Genomic DNA, 19,184 nt, shown 5'->3' on the forward strand with positions numbered 1-19,184 from the left:
CGGCCCGACCGACACGACTACGCATCTCCCACCCCAACCGGGGTGCAGGTGATACCGCGCCTAAGACGTCGTCTCATTTGGTGAGTCTGCGGTAGTAGATGAGGGTGCAGGCAAATGCTGGTGAAGGCGAGAAAGTGCTCGGCTTTGCGCTCGTAGCGGCGGTGCAGTCTGCGGCATCCGGCGAGCCAGGACATCGTGCGTTCTATGGTCCAACGGTGGCGGCCCAGCCCGGTCGAGGACTCGATGCCCTTGCGGGCGATGCGGTGCCTGATGCCGCGCCCGCGTAACCATCGCCGCAGGTGGTCGTAGTCGTATCCCTTGTCGGCGTGGAGCTTTCCAGGTCTGCGGCGCCGGCGTCCACGCCGGGAGCGGATCGGCGGAATCCCCTTCACCAGCGGGATCAGCGCCTGGCTGTCGTGCAGATTCGCCCCCGAGATTCCGACGGAGAGGGGCAGACCGGTCCGCTCGGTGACCAAGTGGATCTTCGAGCCGTACTTGCCCCGGTCAACAGGATTCGGACCTGTCAGGTCCCCCTTTTCAGGGCCCGCATGTTCACCGAGTCGATCGCGCAGCGGGACCAATCCAGCTCGCCGCGGGCACCGAGATCGTCGAGGACCAGGCGGTGGAGTTTTGCCCACACCCGAGCCTTCGACCACTCGGCAAAGCGCCGGTGAGCTGTCGCTCCCGACGGCCCGAACGATGCGGCCGGCAACTGCTGCCACGTGCAGCCCGACGTGGCCACGAACACGATTGCGGCCAGCACCTCCCGGTCACCATGCCGACGCCGTCCGCCGCCCTGAGGCCGCGACGGAGCCTCAGGAACCACCCGCTGGAACAGCTCCCACAACTCATCCGGCACCAGCCGCTCAACGATCGAAGTCACGACCGACAGGCTACCGAGCCAAATGAGACGACGTCTAAAGTGTCTAAAATTGATGTCACCGAGCCGTTCGAGGCCGCTGACCCGGGGAGGCCGGAGCCACGCATGAAGATCTTTGTCTCCTCGGACATGGACGAACCCGTCGCCCGCCTCCTCGTCACCGAGCTCAGCGGCCGCGGCCACGAGGTGGTGACCCACGGAGCGCTGAGCCCCGGCGACGACCCCCAGTGGGCCGCCTGCTCCGCGGCTGCCGCCCGTGAGGTCGCCGACGGGACGGCGGACCAGGCGGTCGTGTGCTGCTGGACCGGCACGGGCGCGTCGATCGCCGCGAACAAGGTGCCGGGCGTACGGGCCGCCCTGTGCACGGACGCCTACACGGCGGACGGCGCCCGCCGCTGGAACGACGCCAACGTCCTCGCGCTCGGCCTGCGACTGACCTCCGAGCCGCTGCTCAAGGAGATCCTCGACGCCTGGTTCGCCGCCGAGGCGAGCGAGGACACCGAGGACCGGCAGAACGTGGCCCGCATCGGACGCCTGGACCTCAGGGAGCCGTGAGACTCCACAAGGCGGCCACCAGCGGCCGCCGCAGATCGGCCGGCCGTACGCGCAGCCCGATCGGGAACGGCCCCGGCGAGGACACCGGTGCCACAGCCCGGGGCGACCGGCGTCAACAGCCCTGCGTGGCCGTCCGGTTCACCGGCCACCTCGGGTGCCGTGCCGCGGGTGCGCCGCCAGCGGTCGGCCGCCGTCACCATGACCGGACTCTGCCGTCACGTTCCCGACGGTGCGGCGAGGGTGGGGGAATCCACGGGGGCGGGGGAGTCGGCGTACTGCGCCACCCCCTCGCCGAAGGACCAGTCGACCGGCTCGTTCTCGATGAGGTTGACGAACATGTTCCGCGGCTCGGTCCCCGCGTAGGCGTGGGCGAGTTCGGCGATCCGCCGGTACAGCGCCTGCTTCTGCGCGGGGGTCCGCCCGGAGCGCAGGGTGATCGTGACGTACACGATGCCGTCGTCCCGGTGGATGCCGAGATAGTCGCTGTCGTAGCGCAGGGTGCTACGGGTGCCGTCGTGCCCGACCAGGACCTGGAACCGGTCGTCGGGCGGTATTCCGATGGCCTCCACCAGGGCGTCGTGCACGGCGCGGCCGAGCGCGTCCAGCCGCTCGGGGCCGGCTTCCAGGGCGTCGATGCGGACGAAGGGCATGGGGGTCTCCTTGCTGTGAGCGTCACGTGCGGCGAGATCCGGGGACCGGCTCGCCATCACAGGTGGGACAGATGTCCCGCGTCTCCTCGGCGCACGGCACCGGGTCAGTCCGGCAACCGGTCCCGCCCCGGCGCGGACATGTGCAGCACCTCGTACACGTCGCCGTCGGCCTTGGGGGTGTCGACCTTCCAGAGCGAGAAGTGGATCAGCTCCCAACGGCTCGTGTCCACGGCGGCCGCCGCGAGCACCGCGCCGTCCTCGGCGGCCAGTCGTTCCGTCTCCTGTGCCGCGTTCGCCATGGTCCGACTCAACGGCCCTTCGGCGGGCAGCTGTTGGCGTCGCCGCACCGCCACGCGCGCGGGGGAGCGGGCGTCGCGGCCCTCCTCGTACGCCACCCCGGACCACTGACGGACCGACGGCCGCCCGAAGTCGTCGACGATGCCCTGGAAGGGGCCTCCCCACAGGAAGGCGTTCATGCCCGCGCCGGTGTTCCACAGATAGAAGGGCGCGTACTGGTTGACCGGCGATCCCCGCACACCGCGCTCGCGCACCAGATACGTCTTTACGCCCAGCCCCTGCCAGTCGTCGAGCAGATGGCCCCTGCTCGCGACGCGACGGCGGATGATCCCCATGTCGTAGTCGGCGGGCAGGGTGATCTCGTACTGCATCGCGTGCATCGGCTCACCTTTCCGGTTGTCCTGTGCCTCAGGTGTCCCTACTGCCTCCGGCGCGGTGCGAGAAGGGACAGCAGGCCCCGGACGCCCGCGTCGAAGGCGGCGGGTGAACCGGACGCGCGGGCGAGGACGTAGCCGCCCTGGACGGTCGCGACGATCGTCGCCGCGATCGACTCGCCGTCGAGCCCGGGTGCGAACTGGCCCTGCTCCTTGCCCTCCTCGACGATCCCGGCGAGCCGTTCACGCAGCCAGTCGAGCGTCTCGTCGACCGGCGCCCGCAGCTCGTCACTGGCGATCACGTCGGGGTCCATCGTCAGCCGCCCGACCGGACAGCCGCGCAGCACGTCGCGCTCGCGCCGCAGATACGCCTCGACGCGCTCGTACGGCGTGCCCGGCCCGTCGAGTACTCCCGCGGCGGTAGCCCGCATCTGCTCGGCGGTGCGGCGGATCGCGGCCAGCGCCAGATCCGGCTTCCCCTTGAAGTGGTGGTACATGCTGCCCTGCCCGGCGCCCGAACGCTCCAGGATCGCCTTGGGGCTGGTGCCCACATAGCCGCGCTCCCACAGCAGTTCGCGGGTGGACTCGATCAGCCGGTCCGAGGTGTCCGATCCGCTCATGCCCTCACTGTACATACTAGTAGTTACAGAAGTCGAGCGAGCCCCTCCGGAGCAGCACGGCCGGCTCCGCGTACTCCCGGCGAGGTACGCGCACTGCCGCTGGCCGTACGACGACCCGGACCCCTCCCGGGCGCGAGTCTCAAGACATCACCGAACGACCATCCGAACCGACTCGGGAGATGACCCAAGATGCAGACCCTGGCTCACTTCGCCGACGGCGGCCCCGGCCCGTGGATCCTCCTCTTCCCGCTGATCTGGGCGGCCGTCGTGATCGGCGGCATCACGCTGCTGCGCCGCACGGTGTGGCGCGGGCGCGGACGCCGCGCCCCCTGGCGGCCGGCCGCCGACGACAACTCACCCATCACCGTGCTCGGCCACCGCTTCGCCTCCGGCGAGATCGACGAGGACGAGTACTGGCGCCGGCTGTCCGTCCTGGACGAGCAGTTCGGCCGTACCGGCAAGGGCGGCGCGGCATGACGGCCACGACCGTCACGACGAACGTGCCGACGGCCGCCCGCGTCGTCGACGCCGTGAAGGTGTACGGCACCGGCGACACCGGCGTGAGGGCCCTGGACGGGGTGAGCGTCGACTTCCCGGCCGGCCGCTTCACCGCGATCATGGGGCCCTCGGGCTCCGGCAAGTCCACCTTGATGCACTGCGCGGCCGGCCTGGACACCCTCACCTCGGGCACCGCCCACATCGGCGACACCGAGCTGAGCAGCCTGGACGACCGCCGTCTCACCCTCCTGCGCCGCGACCGCGTCGGCTTCGTCTTCCAGGCCTTCAACCTGGTGCCCACGCTGACCGTCGCGGAGAACATCACGCTGCCGCTGGACCTCGCGGGCGGCAAGGGCGACCTGCAGTGGGTCGACGCGCTGATCGACGTCGTCGGCCTGCGTGACCGGCTCCGTCACCGCCCCTCCGAGCTCTCCGGCGGCCAGCAGCAACGGGTCGCCGTGGCCCGGGCCTTCGCCGGTCAGCCGGACGTCGTCTTCGCCGACGAGCCGACCGGCAACCTCGACTCCCGTTCCGGCGAGGAGGTCCTCGGACTGCTCGGCCGCGCGGTGCGCCAGACGGCCCGCACGGTCGTCATGGTCACCCACGACCCGGTGGCCGCCGCCCACGCCGACGAGGTCGTCTTCCTCGCGGACGGACGCCTGGTCGACCGTATGGAAGCCCCGACCGCCGACAAGGTCCTGGACCGCATGAAAGCCTTCGAGGTGCCGTCATGAACGCATCCGTCCGCCTCAGCGTGTCCTCCCTGCGCGCCCACAAGCGGCGCTTCGCCGGGACGTTCCTCGCGGTGTTCCTCGGCGTGGCGTTCCTCGCCGGGACCCTCGTCATGGGGGACACGCTGCGCGCCGGTTTCGACACCATGTTCGGCGACGCGACCCGCGGCACCGACGCCGTCGTCCGCAGCGCCGACGCCATCACCACACCCGGCGAGAGCGAGGGCGTGCGCGAACCGGTCGACACGGACCTGGTGCGCACCATCGAGCGGGCCCCCGGCGTCGCGGCCGCCGCCCCCGACATCCAGGGCGCCGGCCAACTCGTCGGCAGGAACGGCGACCCCATCGGCGGCCAGGGCCCTCCCACCCTCGCCGGCAACTGGATCAGCGACCCCGAGCTCAACCCCTACCGCCTGGCCGAAGGCCGCGCCCCGAAGAGCTCCGGTGAGGTGGTCGTCAACAAGGGGGCCGCCGAACGAGGCGACCTGAAGCTCGGCGACACCACGACCCTGCGCACGCCCGACCCCGTCAGGGTGACCATCGTCGGCCTCGCGACCTTCGGCGGCGAGGACGGCATGGCCCAGGTGACCTTCACCGGCATGACCCGGGCCGACGCGGAGAAGTACCTCACGGCCCGGCCCGGCGAGGCCGCGAGCATCCAGGTGCGCGCCGGCCCCGGCACCAGCCAGCGGGAACTGGTCGACGAGCTGACGACCATGCTGCCGGGCGGCGTCGAGGCCATCACCGGCCAGGAGTCGGCCCAGGAGAACACCGACATGATCTCCAGCCAGTTCCTGACCGTCTTCACCACCTTCCTCCTGGTCTTCTCCGGCGTGGCCCTCCTGGTGGCGACCTTCTCGATCCACAACACCTTCGCGATCGTCGTGGCCCAACGCACCCGCGAGAACGCCCTGTTGCGCGCCCTCGGCGCCTCCCGCCGCCAGATCACCGCGTCGGCCCTCGTCGAGGCGACCGCCGTGGCCGTCACCGCGTCGCTGGCCGGCCTGGCGGGCGGAATCGGCATCGCGGCCGGCCTCCAAGCGCTCTTCCCGGCGATCGGATTCCCCTTCCCCGAGGGCGACTTGGTGCTGAAGACCCTCTCCATGACCCTGCCGCTCGCGGTCGGCGTCGTCGTCTGCCTCGGCTCCGCCCTGCTCCCCGCCCGCCGAGCCGGCCGCACCGCACCCCTGGCCGCTCTGCGTGAGACCGCCGTGGACACGTCCGGCGCCTCCCGGACCCGCGCCGTCACGGGCGTGGGCCTGCTCGCCCTGGCGATCGGCGTCACGTTCGGCGGGGTCCTGCTCACCCCGTCCCTCTGGCTGGCGGGCACCGGCGCCACCCTCGCCCTGGCCGCCTTCGTGGTCCTCGGCCCGGTCGCCTCCACGACGGCCGTACGGATCCTCGGCGGCCCGCTCGACCGACTGCGCGGCGTCACCGGCGGCCTCGCCCGGCGTAACGCCCTGCGCAGCCCGAAGCGCACGGCCGCCACTGCGAGCGCCCTGATGATCGGCGTCGCCGTGGTCTCCCTCTTCACGGTGTTCGGCGCCTCCCTGAAGGCGACGATGGACCAGACGGTGTCCCGGTCCTTCGCGGGCGACGTGGCCGTCAGCACTCCGTCGTTCGGCGCGGGCGGCAGTGGTCTGAGCCCGCGCCTCGCCGACGCGGTCCAGCGACTGCCCGAGGTGGACACGGCCGTCGGGCTCGGCCGAGGGGTCGCCGAAGTGGACGGCAGCGGAAGGGCGTTGACCGTCACGGACCCGGTCGCCCTGGAGCGCACCTTCGACCTCGGCTCCGTCCACGGCTCCCTGCGCGACCTCGGCGCGGACGGTATCGCCATCACCGAGAAGGAGGCCGACGAACGGAACCTGACGACCGGTGACACGGCCCGCCTCACCTTCACCGACGGCCGGACCCAGACCTTCACGGTCCGCGCGCTCTACGGCCGGTCCGAACTCGCCGGCGACTACGTCATCACCCGTGACGCCTGGGCCCCGCACCGCACCCAGGACGCCGACACCCTGCTCGCGGTCTCCTTCAAGGACGGCGTCAGCACGGAGGCGGGCCAGGCCGCGGTGGAGAAGGTCGCGGACCGGTACGGCAGCCCCGAGGTGCAGACCCGCGCCGAGTACGCGCGGTCGGCGGCCGGCGGGATCGACATGATGCTCACCCTCGTCTACGCGCTGCTCGCCCTCGCGGTGCTCATCGCACTCCTCGGTATCGCCAACACCCTCACCCTGGCCATCCACGAGCGCACCCGGGAACTGGGCCTGCTGCGGGCCGTCGGTCAGACCCGCTCCCAACTGCGCGCGATGGTCCGCTGGGAGTCGGTCCTGGTGGCAGCCTTCGGCACGGTCGGCGGCCTCATCCTCGGCGGCTTCCTCGGCTGGGTGCTGGTCAAGGCGTCCGACGGCGCCGGCGACAGCGCCTTCGTGTTCGCGATGCCGCCGCTGCGACTGCTGGTGGTCGCCCTGGTCGGTCTGACCGCCGGCGCCCTGGCAGGACTACGCCCGGCGCGCCGCGCGGCACGCCTGGACGTACTGAGGGCGATCGCCACCGAGTGACCCGCGAAAGCCGGAGGTGGCGGCATTTCGACCGCCCCCTCACCGCCCGGTCAACCGGCAACGGCCGACCGGGCGGGAGCATGCTCGGGCCTGCGCAGGTCAACCCGCGCCCCGACCTCCGCGAACTGCCGCGCGGACTCCTCCACGGCCACCGCCACCCCGGCCACGGTCGCGCCCGCCAACCGCCGCGGCGACCGCGCGACGGTGCTCCGCGCCATCACGGGCGCCGGCAGCGCGAACCACACGACCTTGCCGGACTCGCCGTCCGGCCGCACGCCCCAGCTCTCGCTGACGGCGGCCACCATCGCCAGCCCGCGCCCGCAGGTGGCGAGCAGGTCGGCGTCCTTGGCGTCCGCCACGACCGGGATACGCGGGTCGTGGTCGCGCACCGAGACCGTGAGCCGGTCGAGCAGCAGCTCGATCTCGACGGTGCACATCTTGTCCGGCTGGGCGTGCTGGTGGACGTTGGTCAACAGCTCGGTCACGCCGAGCGCGGCGCGGTCTATCAAGGCATCCAGATGCCAGTAGCGCAACTGCGCCGATACGATTCTGCGGACCTGACCGATCCGCGACGGCAGGGCTTGGAGCTCCACCGTGCAGTGCCTGCTTGGGTAACTGATCACGGCTGCGACTCCCCGACTGAAGAGGTCCGGAAGAACACGGAGTACGGATCCAGCAGGGTGCTTGAAGAAAACGGCCGCCTGCTGTCGTGGCCGGCGGGCTGGTTCGCAGCGTTATCGCCGGTAAACCCAGAGTGACGTGAAACCAGCGTGACGCAGGGGGTGCGGTACCGCAACTCGCGGTGACTCAGCCCTTACGCCCCGCGGCCTTCCGTACGGCCTCTATGAACCGGCGCGCCGCTGGAGGCCCTGGTTCCCCAGGGGCCGGGTCGTGATCGCCCAGGGTGATCGAGTAGCGATTGCCGTTGAGGTCCGCCAGTGCCCGGTCGTCCGAGAACCAGGGCTTGGACGCCCGGACCGCCTGCACCGGCGCGCTGTCGATCTCGCTGCCGTAGCTGGTGAGCAGCTGCACCCGGCCGTCGCTGATCCGCACCTGTCCGGCCCGGGTCAGCGAGCGCAGCCGCTTCCCGATCCGCACGCCCGTGGCCCTGAACTCCGGCTCGGCCATGCCCCGCCCCCTCGCGCGTCGGTGTGCCGGCTCGTGGTGCGTGGGTGCCGGCCCTGGTCGTGATCCAGTGTGCACCCCGTTCGGGATCGTCGTCCCGTCCGGTGCAGTCTGCCCGCGTCCCGCGTCGAGCACCAGTGCGCACGACGCCTCTGAGCGGGGCGTTCGGAGCACTCGCGCGAATGCGCCCCCAGGGTCCGGGTGAAGCCATCGCTCCAGTGGTTCCTTTGAGGCTCTCAAAGGTGTGTTTATGCAGGTGAGAAGCGTGCGGAAGATGTTTATGCTCGAAGCGACGGCCGCGCGAGTCGCCGTTGCCGCACAGCAGGAGGAGCAGCGCCGTGAGCACCGTCCAGCAGACCCCGTCCGGCGTGACCCTCGACGTCGACCACAGCGACGCCGCCTACCGCGCCTGGCTGAAAGAAGCCGTGCGCAAGGTCCAGGCCGACGCCAACCGTTCGGCCGACACCCATCTACTGCTCTTCCCGCTGCCGGAGCGGTGGGGCATCGACCTGTACCTGAAGGACGAGTCGACCCACCCGACCGGCAGCCTCAAGCACCGGCTCGCCCGCTCCCTGTTCCTCTACGGTCTGTGCAACGGCTGGATCCGGCCGGACCGCCCCGTGATCGAGGCGTCCAGCGGCTCGACGGCCGTCTCCGAGGCGTACTTCGCGAAGCTGATCGGGGTGCCCTTCATCGCGGTCATGCCGCGCACGACGAGCGCCGAGAAGATCCGTCTGATCGAGTTCCACGGCGGCCGGTGCCACTTCGTGGACGACTCGCGCAAGATGTACGAGGAGTCCGCCCGCCTGGCGGTGGAGACCGGAGGCCACTACATGGACCAGTTCACCTACGCCGAACGGGCCACGGACTGGCGCGGCAACAACAACATCGCCGAGTCCACCTTCCGCCAGCTCAGGCTGGAACGGTTCCCGGAGCCCGCGTGGATCGTCGCCACGGCCGGCACCGGCGGTACCTCCGCGACCCTCGCCCGGTACGTCCACTACATGCAGTACGACACCCGCATCTGTGTCGCCGACCCGGAGAACTCGTGTTTCTTCGAGGGCTGGACCACCGGCGATCCGGACGTCACCTGCGGCCGCGGCTCCCGTATCGAGGGCATCGGACGGCCGCGCATGGAGCCGAGCTTCGTGCCCGGTTCCGTCGACCGGATGATGAAGGTGCCGGACGCGGCGAGCGTGGCCGCCGTGCGGGCCCTGGAACAGGCCATCGGCCGCAAGGCCGGCGGCTCCACCGGCACCGGGCTGTGGAGCGCGCTGAAGATCGTCGCCGAGATGGTGGCCGAGGGACGGCAGGGGAGCGTGGTGACGCTGCTGTGCGACCCGGGGGACCGGTACCTCGACAAGTACTACTCGGACGCCTGGCTCGCCGAGCAGGGCCTGGACATCGCGCCGTACGCGGCGGCCATCGAGCACCTGCTGGACACGGGTGTCTGGCCCGGGTGAACGGCGGACCGGATCGGCCGTGAGCCGTGTGGCTCAGCCCTCGACCGTTCAGCCCTCGACCGTTCAGCCCTCGACCGTTCAGCCCTCGACCGTCCAGCCCCTTGACCGGCGAACGGGCTCTCATGCGCGCTCGCGCAGGTACGCCTCCAGCGCCGCGGCCCCGGTCAGCATGGCCCGCCCGCGGTCGGACAGCCGGCTGTGCCAGTCGGACAGCGCGGCCTCCAGCGGCTCCAGCCCGCCGGCGGCCCGCACCTGGTCGATGAGCGGCGCGATCTGCTCCAGCAGGTAGCCGCCCCGCCTGAGCTGATGGGCCAGCCGGGCATCCCGTACGTCGGCCTCGTCGTAGACCCGGTACCCGGTCCGCGGGTCGCGGCGCGGCCGTACCAGACCCGCGTGTTCCCATTTGCGCAGCGTCGCGGGCCGGAGGCCGAGCCGGCCGGCCAGTGGCCCGATGAACGTGCCGCCGCGCCCTGGCACCGCGGTCGACTCGGGCCCCGCACCGGGCTCGGGCGCCGTGGTGGGCTCCAGATCGCGCAACGCGCTCTCCACCGCCCGCAGGGTCCGCCGGTCGTCGAGGAGCTGGGCGTGACTCTCGTCGATGAGACGGAACGCCTCGTCGACCGCGCCCCGGTTCACCGCCCGCATGATCGACGTCGCCCTCTGATGGCCATGGGCGGGCACCAGGGCGAGAAACGCGCGCAGGGCCCCGGCGTGCAGCGAGGTGTAGGTGCGATAGCCGTGGGGTGTGCGACCGGCGGCCGGAAGGACGCCGGCCTCCTCGTAGTTCCTGACCGCCTGCGTGGACAGACCGTGCCCGCGCGCCAGATCAACCGGCCTGAGCCGCTCACCGGTTTGAAGGTTTCGCCCCATGCACCCCGCCATATCGCGCAAAAGTTTCAACCGAAGGTTCAACGATACCGTTTAAGGCATGGCTACCGACATCAAGCACACCGCCCATGCCGTCGAGGCTGCCACCGTCATGGGGCTGCTCCCGGCCCGGCCCCGGCTGCTCGCCCTGGGGGAGCCCACACACGGCGAGGACACTCTGCTCGACCTGCGCAACGAGCTCTTCCGGCAGCTCGTGGAGGAAGAGGGATACCGGACGATCTCGATCGAGAGCGACTGCATGATGGGCCTGGTCGTGGACGACTACGTCACCACGGGCACGGGCACCCTCGACGACGTCATGCAGCGGGGATTCAGCCACGGCTGGGGCGCCTCGGCGGCCAACCGTGAGCTCGTGGGCTGGATGCGCGCCCACAACGAGGGCCGGCCCGCGTCCGAGCGGCTGCGCTTCGCCGGTTTCGACGGCCCGCTGGAGATCACCGGCGCCGCGAGCCCCCGGCAGGCCCTCACCGCACTCCACGGCTACCTCTCGACCTGGGTGGACGCGGCCCTGCTCCCCTGCACCGGGGACACGCTCGACCGCCTCCTCGGCGCCGATGACCGGTGGACCGATCCGGCCGCGATGACGGACCCGGCCCGGTCCGTGGGCCGGTCGGCCGAGGCCGCTCGGCTGCGGCTGCTCGCCGATGATCTGGTGGCACTGTTCGACGCGCAGACACCGCACCTGATCACGGCGACCTCGCGCGAGGACTGGGAGCGGGCGAGCCTGTACGGGCGCACCGCGACCGGTCTGCTGCGCTACCACCACTGGATGGCCGACACCTCACCGGCCCGTATGACCTGGCTGGTGGGGGTGCGGGACCAGATGATGGCCGACAACCTCCTCGCCCTCGCCGCCCGCGGCCCGGCACTGGCGCACGCCCACAACGGCCACCTCCAACGGCAGAAGAGCACGATGCGGATGGGCGCGATGCCGGTGGCGTGGTGGAGCGCCGGCGCGCTGGTGAGCACCCGGCTCGGTGACGCGTACGCCTTCGTCGCCACGGCCCTCGGCACGATGCGGCAGCAGGGCGTGGACACGCCGCCGCCCGACACCCTGGAAGGGCTCCTGTACGGCCTCCCCGAGGACCGCCGCCTCATCGACACCCGGCTGCTGGCCACCGCCCTCGGCGACACGCTGCCCGAGCCCCGCGTGTCCCCCTGGTTCGGCTACTCCCCGATGAACCCGGCCCACCTGGCGGACAGCGACGGCCTCGTGTTCGTCAAGGATCTACCGCTCGGTTAGCCGCCTGCGGCAGTCCCCACAGCTAGGGCGCCGTGGCCGCCAGCCGCCGGTCGAGCGCCGTCACCGCGTCCCGGAACGCCCGGCCCAGACCGGGCCTGGCGAGGCCGAGGACGAACCGGAAGGGGGCCGTGCCGTCCACCGCGAAGGTCCACCGCACCCGCGTGCCCGTTCCCGCCGGGGCGAGCCGCCACTCCTCGACCATGGCCCGTGACCCCGGAGCGTTGGTGACGTCGACGCGGTAGGCGTACGACTCGGGGCTCTTCGCCGCGAGGATCGTCTCCTCGAAGCGCGTACCGCCCTTGAGCCGGATCTCGCGCCGGGTGCCGCCGTCGAGCGGGCGGGCCAGCGTCACCGCCGAGAACCACTGCGTCCAGCCCGGCATGTCCTCGGCCAGCGCGCGGTACACGGTCTCCGGGGGAGCGGACACCTCCCGTGCGAAGACATGCCGTACCGGCGCGGACTCGACGAAGTCGAGCCCCACCTCACGCAGCAGGTGAGCCATGGACGAAACCCCCTATGGTGACGCCGCACCGGGCAGCGTCACCATAGCTGGCGCTCCGTCAGATGTCTGCACCCTCAGACGCGTGCACCTTCAAGTGCCCGCCTCGTCAGAGGTCCGCGTCCTCGTCGGGCTCGCCCGCCACCACCAGGCGCCGCAGCTGCTCGGCGATCTCCGAGCGCGCCCCGGAGTCGAGCCCGGCGTCGGTCACCAGCGTGTCGACCTGCTCCAGCGCCGCGAACGAACTCAGCCCCACCACACCCCACTTGGTGTGGTCGGCGACCACCACGACCCGGCGCGCGGACTGCACCAGCCGCCGGTTCGTCTCGGCCTCCGCGAGGTTCGGCGTGGACAGGCCGGCCTCGACCGATATGCCGTGCACTCCGAGGAACAGCACGTCGAAGTGGAGCGCCGCGATCGCCTGGTCGGCCACCGGGCCCACCAGCGAGTCGGACGGCGTGCGCACCCCGCCGGTCAGTACGACCGTGGCCGCGCCCTGCCGGGGGCCCGACGTGCGCTGCGCGGCGTGGAAGACGTCGGCCACCCGCACCGAGTTGGTGACCACCGTCAGGTCGGGCACGTCGACCAGCTGGTGGGCCAGCGCGTACGTCGTCGTACCGCCCGACAGCGCGATCGCGCTGCCCGGCGCGACCAGCTCGGCCGCCGCCCGCGCGATGTCCTCCTTGGCCGTCAGCTCCAGACCCGACTTGGCCTCGAAGCCCGGCTCGTGCGTGCTGGCCTCGACCACCGGGACCGCACCGCCGTGCACCTTCTCCAGCACGCCCTGCCGGGCGAGCGCGTCCAGATCGCGGCGCACGGTCATGTCCGACACACCGAGCTTGCGGGTCAGCTCGTTGACGCGTACCCCGCCTCGGCGCCGGACCTCGTCCAGGATCAGGGCGCGCCGCTGCTCCGCGAGGAGGTTCTGATTCTCACTCACGTACGCTCCGGTCCTTTCGCCTCAAGCTGTCCGCCACACCCTGCGCACCTGCTCTGATGAGGACATTCTCACCCCTCCCGGTGCGCGGGACGTCCCATCCTCGCACGGGTCCGTACCGGTCGCGCCACTGGCTGTCCCGACGCGCGCATGTCACTTCCCCATCTCCCGTTCCTCTGTTCTTCACACAGAACGGGGAGATTCCGTGACGAGAGGTGTACGGGCCCCTCTCCGGGGAGATCCTTGTGCCCGCACGGACAGAAGCCAGCGGCTCGTCACGGGGGAAGTGCCAACAGTGGAACGTGCGCACAGACACGATGGTGCCGGAATCGCCCTGGAACTCCTGGTACACGGGGTCGGCGGCACCACACCGCAGGAAATGCTCGACGATCCGCGGACCGTGCGGATCACCGGCGACGGCACGGCCGCCGTGTTCCGGCGGGCCGATGACGTCGACGCGGAGCACAGACCGGACGACTACCGGGGCAGACCGGTGCCCGAGGCGTACGTCTGGTGCAATCTCACCTCGGGAAACAGCGCACGCGCCCTGTGGCTGCTGTTACTGCCGTTCATGGTGGTCAACCTCGCCCACTGGATGCGCCCCACCACGCGTGACCGCAGGCGCACGGTGCGTCTGTACGGCCTCCTCGTCCGGCTCGCCGGGCTGACCCTGACGGTGCTGCTCGTCGCGGCCGCCTGCGAGGTAGCCCTGGACCTCGCGGCCTGGCAGTGCGCCGGCATGAGCACGTGCGCCGACCGGCACAGCTGGCTGGGCTTCCTGTCACCCACGGTCTCGGACGGCGGCTGGTGGAGCCGCCCCGGCCGCAGGCTCGCGCTCGCCGCGGTGGTGCCCGCCGCGCTGACCGGCCTGCTGTGGTACCTCTCCCGCCGCACCTGGAGCGCGTACGAGTCCCAGCAGCCGATGTCCCGCGAGCCCGAACCCGACGAGGAGTCCGGCGGCACCTCCCTGGGGCGCCCCGGCTTCTGGTACGGCCGCCGCCTGGTGGCCCGGCTGCGCGCCGCGCACACCGCGGCCGGCCTGCTGACGGTGGCCGCGGCGGTCGCCTCCGCGGCCGCACGCTTCGACCGGGGGCCCGGCGGCCCCGCGCTCCTCGACACGCTCGGATGGCTCCTGGACGCGGCGCTCGTCGCCTGCGCCGTCGTCGTGGTGTGGGTGGTCTGCCGCCGGGGCCGCAGCGAGAACCGCCTGGACCAGGAACTCGACGAGCGTCTCGTACGACGCCTGCCGCTGGCCGCCCTCGTCCTGCTGGTGCTCGCCCTGGTGTACGCCGGGTGGGAGCGGCCCGGCTGGCAGTCGAGCGGCCGCCTCCCCGGCGACCCCGCCTTCGGCGCGATCGCCTTCCTCCAGGGCCTGCTCGTCATCGTCCTCGCCGTCGTCGCCCACGTCCTGCACCGCACGCAGCCCGACCCGCGCGCCGCGATGCGCGGCCTGGGCGGACCGGCCGTGGTGATGCTGGCCTGCGCTCTCGGCGGGGTGATGTCCGGCGGCGTCGCCCAGCGGGTGGCCGACTGGCTGGACGGCACGGGCGCGTCCCTCGCGGGTCCGCCGGTCCTGCTGACCTGGCAGGCGTCCGTGATCCCACCGCTCCTGGTCCTCCTGCTGTCGCTCTGCGGCTGGCTGGGACGGCGGGCCTGGCTGCTGCGCCGCACCGAGCTGGGCGAGGTGGAGCTCGACTACGCCGGCGAGCCCCGGGACACGGCCCGCACCCGCCGTATCGCGAGCACGCGCGCGATGGCGACCCTCACCGACCGTGCCCCTCTCCTCGTCGCCGTCACCTCCACGGCCACCCTGCTTCTGGGAGCCGGAGCCCTGGTCGGCGCACTGACGACCGACGAGACCCCGAGCGAGGCCGCCGACGGGAGTCACGCCTTCGTCCACGGTGCCGCCGAGACCGCGCAGGCGCTGGGCTCCTGGCTGATCGGCATCGGCTTCATACTGTTCGTCACCTGGGGCAGGCGCGCCTACAAGGACGCCTCCGCTCGGCGCACCATCGGCATCCTCTGGGACGTCGGCACCTTCTGGCCGCGCGCCGCCCACCCCTTCGCGCCGCCCTGCTACGCCGAGCGCGCGGTGCCCGACCTGACCTGGCGCATGGCCACCTGGACCCGCGCCGAGGACGACCGGCGCCTTGTGATCTCCGGGCACTCCCAGGGCAGCGTGCTCGCGGCCGCGGCGGCCTGGCAGCTGACCCCCGCCGACCGCGGACGGGTCGCGCTCCTCACCTACGGATCCCCGCTGGAGCGCCTCTACGGCCGCTGGTTCCCGGCCCACTTCGGCCCGGCCGCCCTCGCCTCCCTGCACGCCGACGTCGACTGCTGGCGCAACCTGTACCGCCCGACCGACCCCATCGGCGGCCCGGTCCGCCTGCCCGGCAGCTGCACGCCCACGGTGGACCGCGAGGCCCTCAAGGACCCGCTGGCCTACGGCCGTACCCCCGAGCACCCGTTGCCCGCACCCATCCTCGGCCACGGCGACTACCAGGCGGACCCGGCGTTCGCCGAGGAGCGGGAGCGGCTGCTGAAGCGACTTCGGCCGGAGGTGCCGGCCCAGCGACCGGAGGCCGAGGCGCCGAGCTGACGCCACCGGCTCGGATCCGGGGCGCGGTGCACTCGCGTGCCCCGGCCCCCGAACGAACCGGCTGCCTCAGGGCAGTTCCGGCAGGTCGTCCTCATACAGCAGCGTCAGGTCGTCCGTGCTCGGCTCGTCGAGCTGGGCGACCCGGCCCGCATGCCGCTCCACCATCGCCTCGAAGGTCTGGCGTGCCGTCCGGCCGTTGCCGAACGCCGGGCCCTTGGGGATCTCCGCGAAGTACTTCCGCAGGGCTTCGGCGACGCCCGGGCCGAGCCGGTACTCGTGCTCCTCGGCCTGCTGGTCCACGATCCGCAGCAGCTCGTCGGGGCCGTAGTCGCTGAAGGTGATGGTCCGCGAGAAACGGGACGCCACACCGGGGTTGACCGACAGGAAGCGCTCCATCTCGGCGGTGTAGCCCGCCACGATCACCACGACCGCGTCCCGGTGGTCCTCCATCAGCTTCACCAGCGTGTCGATGGCCTCCTTGCCGAAGTCCCGGCCCGAGTCCTCCGGCGACAGCGCGTACGCCTCGTCGATGAACAGGACGCCGCCGCGTGCCTTGTCGAAGGCCTCCTGCGTGCGGATCGCGGTGGAGCCGATGTGCTCGCCGACCAGGTCGACGCGGGACACCTCGACCAGGTGCCCCTTCTCCAGCACACCGAGCGAGGCGAGGATCTCGCCGTAGAGCCGGGCCACCGTCGTCTTGCCGGTGCCGGGGGACCCGGTGAAGACCAGGTGGCGCTTGACCGACGCGGCCTTGAGGCCCGCCTGCTGGCGGCGCCGTCCCACCTCGATCATGTCGGTGAGGGCGCGCACCTCGCGCTTGACGCTCTCCAGGCCCACCAGCGCGTCCAGTTCACCCAGAACGGCCTTGGAGGTCCGCGTCGGCTGCTCGGGCCCCGGGGCGGCGATCAGCGGCTCCTGCTCGGTACTGCGCTGGCCGGGGATCGCGCCGAGAAGCCCGGGGGACTGGCCCACCGTCTGTACGGCGGGCTCCGGTGCGGGGACCGGCGGCCTGAGGCCCGCGCTCTCGTCGCTGGTGCAGTCCTCGACGTCGGGGCCCACTCCGGAGGCCGCGTCCGGGCCGCCGTCCGCGAACTCGTACCCGCCGCGCGCGCACCGCTCCGTACGGCACTTCTTCAGCGTCGTACGGCATCCGTCGATCACATGGAAGCCGTACCCGGCGCTGCCCCGCACCCGGCAGTTGAGGAAGGTGCCGCGGCCGCCCGCCGAGACGTAGAACCCGGCTTCCGCCGGGGACTCGACCGTGCAGCGCTCGATGGTGGGGTCGGCACCCTTGGTGACGATCACGCCCGTCTGGTTGCCGTCCAGGGTGCAGTTGTTGAGGGTGCCGCCGCTGCCGTGGTCCCGGAACCAGGCGCCCGTCGCCGCGTCCCGGATCCGGCAGTCGTCGAGCTGCGCGGTGGCGCCGTCGCTCACCGACACGGCCGTGTTGCGCACCTGGGACAGGTCGCTGTCGACGACGTCCGCGCGCGAACCGCGGTCCAGGACGAACAAGGCGTCCGGCACGTCGTGCACCCGGCAGGAGTCCAGCACCGCGGTGGCGCCGTCGCTCACCCACACCGCGGGGTAGTCACCCGTGCTGTCGAAGATCTCGCACTGGTTGGCGTCCACGCGCGTGCCCGGATCCCACACCGAGAGGCCGTTGCGTCCGAACTGACGCACCGTCGTGCGGGTCAGGGTCAGCACCGAGCGGGAGCGCAGGTCGACCGCGTTCTCCGGGATGTCGTGGATACGGCAGTCGGCCAGGGTGAGCACGGCGTCCGTGTCGAGCGTGACACCGTCGGCGGTGGTGCGGTGCACATCGCAGTCGGTGAGGTGGGCGGTGGCCCGGCCGGTGATCTGGACGCCGGAGCCCCGGACCTCGTAGACCTCGCAACCCACGGCTTCCAGCGCGGAGTTCTCACCGGTCGCCGTCAGCCCCGAGCCCGAGGCGTGGTGGACCCGGCAGCGCTCCAGGCGCGGGTGCGCGCCGCCGCGTACGGCGATGCCCGCCTGGCCGGCGGCGACGACCTCGCACTCCTCGAACACCCCGCCCCCGCCGTCGAGTACGGCGATGCCGATGCCCGCGGGGTTGTCGACGGTGCAGCGCCGCACGGTCGGCCGCGCGCCGCCCCGCACCTCGATCCCGGCCGCAGACCGCGTGACGATCCGGACGTCCGACAGCTCCGGGGTGCCCTCCTCCACGAGCAGCGCGGGCGCCGCCGCGTCCTGGCCCTCCACATGCAGGTCCTGCACCACGGCCGAGGCACGCACCGTCAGCGGCACACCGTCGAGCGGCGCGATACGCACCGAGCCCGGTGAGCCCTCGGGGCCACGCAGCGTCACCGCCCGCTGGACGACGAGGTTCTCCCGGTAGGTGCCGGGGGCGACGGTGAGGACGTCACCGTCGGCCGCGGCCTCCAGGGCGGCGGCGAGCGATGCGTACTCACCTGTGCGGCGCCGCCACCGCGAGGTGCCGGTGTGCGTCACCTGGACCGTGCCCTGTGCCATGGCGTTGATGTGCCCCCACCTCGTAGTACGCGGGTTTGCTGCCGAAGAGTTCGGCCGGTCCACCGTAGCGTGCGCGCGGGCGGTGGGTTGACCAGAGCCGTAAGGCCGTCAGCTGCCGGCGCCGGTGCGGCCCCAGTCCGGACCCGCCTTGTCCCAGGCTTGGTCCCAACGCTCGTACCGGCGACGGACCATGCGCCACACCACCAGCCGTCTGCCGCCCTCGATCAGGCCGACGGCCAGCAGGGCCGCGCCGAAGCCGGCGAGTACGGCGTGCGTCGCCGCGGTCGCGGAGTCCAGCGGGCGGGCCACCGTCCTGCCCTGTGGGTCCGTCCACATCCTGAACCGGTCGCCGGCCTGGGGGGTGTCGAGGCTCGTGATGACCGAACCCTGGTGCGGTGTGCCGTCCGGTGCGGTCCAGTGGGCCTCGACCCGCGTGCGTATGTCCCGCCCGGTGGCTGCCTCGGGGTCGGCGTCCAGCGGAGAGCCGTCCAGCTCGCGGATCACGGTCGCCGTCACCACGTGCCGGGACGTGTGCTGTTCACGCACGGACTCTTGTAGGGCGTCCTGAGCGAGGCCGCCGACCAGCGAGCCTGCCAAGGGCGTGACGACGAGGATCAGCAGCAGGGCCGCGAGGGCGACCCATGCCTCGACCAGATCGGTCGTACGGCGCAGCGGGTTGTCCCGCCAGCGCCAGAGTCCGCGGATAGCCCGCATCGTCGGTCACCCCCCTTCCCGCTCCGTGATAACCCCTGGCGG

At 72.1% G+C, this 19,184-nt stretch carries 18 protein-coding genes; 7 read left to right on the forward strand and 11 right to left on the reverse strand.

The features are described from left to right. Positions 1-17: 17 nt before the first annotated feature. Positions 18-874, reverse strand: a protein-coding gene (locus ACFU95_RS32360; protein ID WP_383834944.1) for an IS5 family transposase whose coding sequence is annotated in 2 segments (ribosomal slippage) — positions 18-535 and positions 535-874 — 858 coding nt in all. Because the reading frame shifts where the segments join, the coding sequence is not laid out codon by codon here. 111 nt (positions 875-985) lie between these two features. On the opposite strand from ACFU95_RS32360, the gene ACFU95_RS32365 reads away from it, so the two are divergent. Beyond that, the gene (locus tag ACFU95_RS32365; RefSeq protein WP_383834848.1) at positions 986-1,435 is read left to right on the forward strand and encodes an RpiB/LacA/LacB family sugar-phosphate isomerase; all 450 of its coding nucleotides are present in this window, start codon (positions 986-988) and stop codon (positions 1,433-1,435) included. Between the two features lie 215 nt (positions 1,436-1,650). On the opposite strand, the gene ACFU95_RS32370 is transcribed toward ACFU95_RS32365, so the two are convergent. The 3 genes from ACFU95_RS32370 to ACFU95_RS32380 form a co-directional block, all read right to left on the reverse strand. Next, a complete protein-coding gene (locus ACFU95_RS32370) occupies positions 1,651-2,085 on the reverse strand; it encodes a tautomerase family protein (RefSeq protein ID WP_383834851.1) in 435 nt (144 codons plus the stop codon). Between the two features lie 104 nt (positions 2,086-2,189). Continuing rightward, a complete protein-coding gene (locus ACFU95_RS32375; RefSeq protein ID WP_383834854.1) occupies positions 2,190-2,762 on the reverse strand; it encodes a DUF4865 family protein in 573 nt (190 codons plus the stop codon). 38 nt (positions 2,763-2,800) lie between these two features. Then, entirely contained in the window at positions 2,801-3,391 is a 591-nt protein-coding gene (locus ACFU95_RS32380; RefSeq protein ID WP_383834857.1) for a TetR/AcrR family transcriptional regulator, read from the reverse strand. Between the two features lie 174 nt (positions 3,392-3,565). Here ACFU95_RS32380 and ACFU95_RS32385 point away from each other — a divergent pair, with 174 nt between their 5' ends. The 3 genes from ACFU95_RS32385 to ACFU95_RS32395 are packed head-to-tail and all read left to right on the forward strand — an operon-like array spanning position 3,566 to position 7,166. Next, positions 3,566-3,853 carry an SHOCT domain-containing protein gene (locus tag ACFU95_RS32385; RefSeq protein WP_383834860.1) on the forward strand — a complete coding sequence of 96 codons (288 nt, stop codon included), beginning with the start codon at positions 3,566-3,568 and terminating at the stop codon, positions 3,851-3,853. Next, positions 3,850-4,608 carry an ABC transporter ATP-binding protein gene (locus tag ACFU95_RS32390; protein ID WP_383834863.1) on the forward strand — a complete coding sequence of 253 codons (759 nt, stop codon included), beginning with the start codon at positions 3,850-3,852 and terminating at the stop codon, positions 4,606-4,608. The genes ACFU95_RS32385 and ACFU95_RS32390 overlap by 4 nt, the downstream gene beginning before the upstream one ends. Further along, entirely contained in the window at positions 4,605-7,166 is a 2,562-nt protein-coding gene (locus ACFU95_RS32395) for an ABC transporter permease (protein WP_383834866.1), read from the forward strand. The genes ACFU95_RS32390 and ACFU95_RS32395 overlap by 4 nt, the downstream gene beginning before the upstream one ends. Positions 7,167-7,216: 50 nt before the next feature. Here the strand turns inward: ACFU95_RS32395 and ACFU95_RS32400 are convergent, their stop codons facing one another. Both ACFU95_RS32400 and ACFU95_RS32405 read right to left on the reverse strand, forming a co-directional pair. Then, a complete protein-coding gene (locus ACFU95_RS32400) occupies positions 7,217-7,789 on the reverse strand; it encodes an ATP-binding protein (protein ID WP_383834868.1) in 573 nt (190 codons plus the stop codon). A gap of 184 nt (positions 7,790-7,973) precedes the next feature. After that, on the reverse strand, positions 7,974-8,294 hold the full coding sequence (locus ACFU95_RS32405) for a hypothetical protein (protein WP_383834870.1): 321 nt from the start codon (positions 8,292-8,294) through the stop codon (positions 7,974-7,976). A 335-nt stretch (positions 8,295-8,629) separates the two neighbouring features. Between ACFU95_RS32405 and ACFU95_RS32410 the strand changes: the two genes are divergently transcribed. Beyond that, positions 8,630-9,754, forward strand: coding sequence for a PLP-dependent cysteine synthase family protein (locus tag ACFU95_RS32410; protein ID WP_383834872.1), 1,125 nt, complete (start codon positions 8,630-8,632; stop codon positions 9,752-9,754). Between the two features lie 120 nt (positions 9,755-9,874). Here the strand turns inward: ACFU95_RS32410 and ACFU95_RS32415 are convergent, their stop codons facing one another. Further along, positions 9,875-10,624: a TioE family transcriptional regulator gene (locus ACFU95_RS32415; protein ID WP_383834874.1), complete on the reverse strand. Its 750-nt coding sequence runs from the start codon at positions 10,622-10,624 to the stop codon at positions 9,875-9,877. Between the two features lie 58 nt (positions 10,625-10,682). On the opposite strand from ACFU95_RS32415, the gene ACFU95_RS32420 reads away from it, so the two are divergent. Next, a complete protein-coding gene (locus ACFU95_RS32420) occupies positions 10,683-11,885 on the forward strand; it encodes an erythromycin esterase family protein (protein ID WP_383834877.1) in 1,203 nt (400 codons plus the stop codon). 22 nt (positions 11,886-11,907) lie between these two features. Here ACFU95_RS32420 and ACFU95_RS32425 read toward each other — a convergent pair whose 3' ends face one another. Together ACFU95_RS32425 and ACFU95_RS32430 are read right to left on the reverse strand one after the other, a co-directional pair. Next, entirely contained in the window at positions 11,908-12,387 is a 480-nt protein-coding gene (locus tag ACFU95_RS32425; RefSeq protein WP_383834880.1) for an SRPBCC family protein, read from the reverse strand. 106 nt (positions 12,388-12,493) lie between these two features. Next, positions 12,494-13,324 carry a DeoR/GlpR family DNA-binding transcription regulator gene (locus ACFU95_RS32430; RefSeq protein ID WP_383834883.1) on the reverse strand — a complete coding sequence of 277 codons (831 nt, stop codon included), beginning with the start codon at positions 13,322-13,324 and terminating at the stop codon, positions 12,494-12,496. A gap of 376 nt (positions 13,325-13,700) precedes the next feature. Here ACFU95_RS32430 and ACFU95_RS32435 point away from each other — a divergent pair, with 376 nt between their 5' ends. Then, positions 13,701-15,920, forward strand: a complete 2,220-nt coding sequence (locus ACFU95_RS32435; protein WP_383834886.1) for a hypothetical protein — start codon at positions 13,701-13,703, stop codon at positions 15,918-15,920. A 66-nt stretch (positions 15,921-15,986) separates the two neighbouring features. Here ACFU95_RS32435 and ACFU95_RS32440 read toward each other — a convergent pair whose 3' ends face one another. Next, on the reverse strand, positions 15,987-18,428 hold the full coding sequence (locus tag ACFU95_RS32440) for a right-handed parallel beta-helix repeat-containing protein (RefSeq protein ID WP_383834890.1): 2,442 nt from the start codon (positions 18,426-18,428) through the stop codon (positions 15,987-15,989). Positions 18,429-18,536: 108 nt separating this feature from the next. Next, the gene (locus ACFU95_RS32445; RefSeq protein WP_383834893.1) at positions 18,537-19,142 is read right to left on the reverse strand and encodes a hypothetical protein; all 606 of its coding nucleotides are present in this window, start codon (positions 19,140-19,142) and stop codon (positions 18,537-18,539) included. Positions 19,143-19,184: the final 42 nt, after the last annotated feature.

The sequence above is a fragment of the Streptomyces sp. NPDC057623 genome (genome assembly GCF_042800355.1).
In the GTDB taxonomy this organism is placed as follows: domain Bacteria; phylum Actinomycetota; class Actinomycetes; order Streptomycetales; family Streptomycetaceae; genus Streptomyces.

What these genes read in the sequence shown, in the direction of transcription:
- ACFU95_RS32405 (WP_383834870.1), bottom strand. Translation starts at nt 8,294, where the DNA reads ATGGCCGAGCCGGAGTTCAGGGCCACGGGCGTGCGGATCGGGAAGCGG.
- ACFU95_RS32440 (WP_383834890.1), bottom strand. Translation starts at nt 18,428, where the DNA reads ATGGCACAGGGCACGGTCCAGGTGACGCACACCGGCACCTCGCGGTGG.
- ACFU95_RS32385 (WP_383834860.1), top strand. Translation starts at nt 3,566, where the DNA reads ATGCAGACCCTGGCTCACTTCGCCGACGGCGGCCCCGGCCCGTGGATC.
- ACFU95_RS32415 (WP_383834874.1), bottom strand. Translation starts at nt 10,624, where the DNA reads ATGGGGCGAAACCTTCAAACCGGTGAGCGGCTCAGGCCGGTTGATCTG.
- ACFU95_RS32420 (WP_383834877.1), top strand. Translation starts at nt 10,683, where the DNA reads ATGGCTACCGACATCAAGCACACCGCCCATGCCGTCGAGGCTGCCACC.
- ACFU95_RS32395 (WP_383834866.1), top strand. Translation starts at nt 4,605, where the DNA reads ATGAACGCATCCGTCCGCCTCAGCGTGTCCTCCCTGCGCGCCCACAAG.
- ACFU95_RS32425 (WP_383834880.1), bottom strand. Translation starts at nt 12,387, where the DNA reads ATGGCTCACCTGCTGCGTGAGGTGGGGCTCGACTTCGTCGAGTCCGCG.
- ACFU95_RS32445 (WP_383834893.1), bottom strand. Translation starts at nt 19,142, where the DNA reads ATGCGGGCTATCCGCGGACTCTGGCGCTGGCGGGACAACCCGCTGCGC.
- ACFU95_RS32435 (WP_383834886.1), top strand. Translation starts at nt 13,701, where the DNA reads ATGCTCGACGATCCGCGGACCGTGCGGATCACCGGCGACGGCACGGCC.
- ACFU95_RS32390 (WP_383834863.1), top strand. Translation starts at nt 3,850, where the DNA reads ATGACGGCCACGACCGTCACGACGAACGTGCCGACGGCCGCCCGCGTC.
- ACFU95_RS32375 (WP_383834854.1), bottom strand. Translation starts at nt 2,762, where the DNA reads ATGCACGCGATGCAGTACGAGATCACCCTGCCCGCCGACTACGACATG.
- ACFU95_RS32365 (WP_383834848.1), top strand. Translation starts at nt 986, where the DNA reads ATGAAGATCTTTGTCTCCTCGGACATGGACGAACCCGTCGCCCGCCTC.
- ACFU95_RS32370 (WP_383834851.1), bottom strand. Translation starts at nt 2,085, where the DNA reads ATGCCCTTCGTCCGCATCGACGCCCTGGAAGCCGGCCCCGAGCGGCTG.
- ACFU95_RS32380 (WP_383834857.1), bottom strand. Translation starts at nt 3,391, where the DNA reads ATGTACAGTGAGGGCATGAGCGGATCGGACACCTCGGACCGGCTGATC.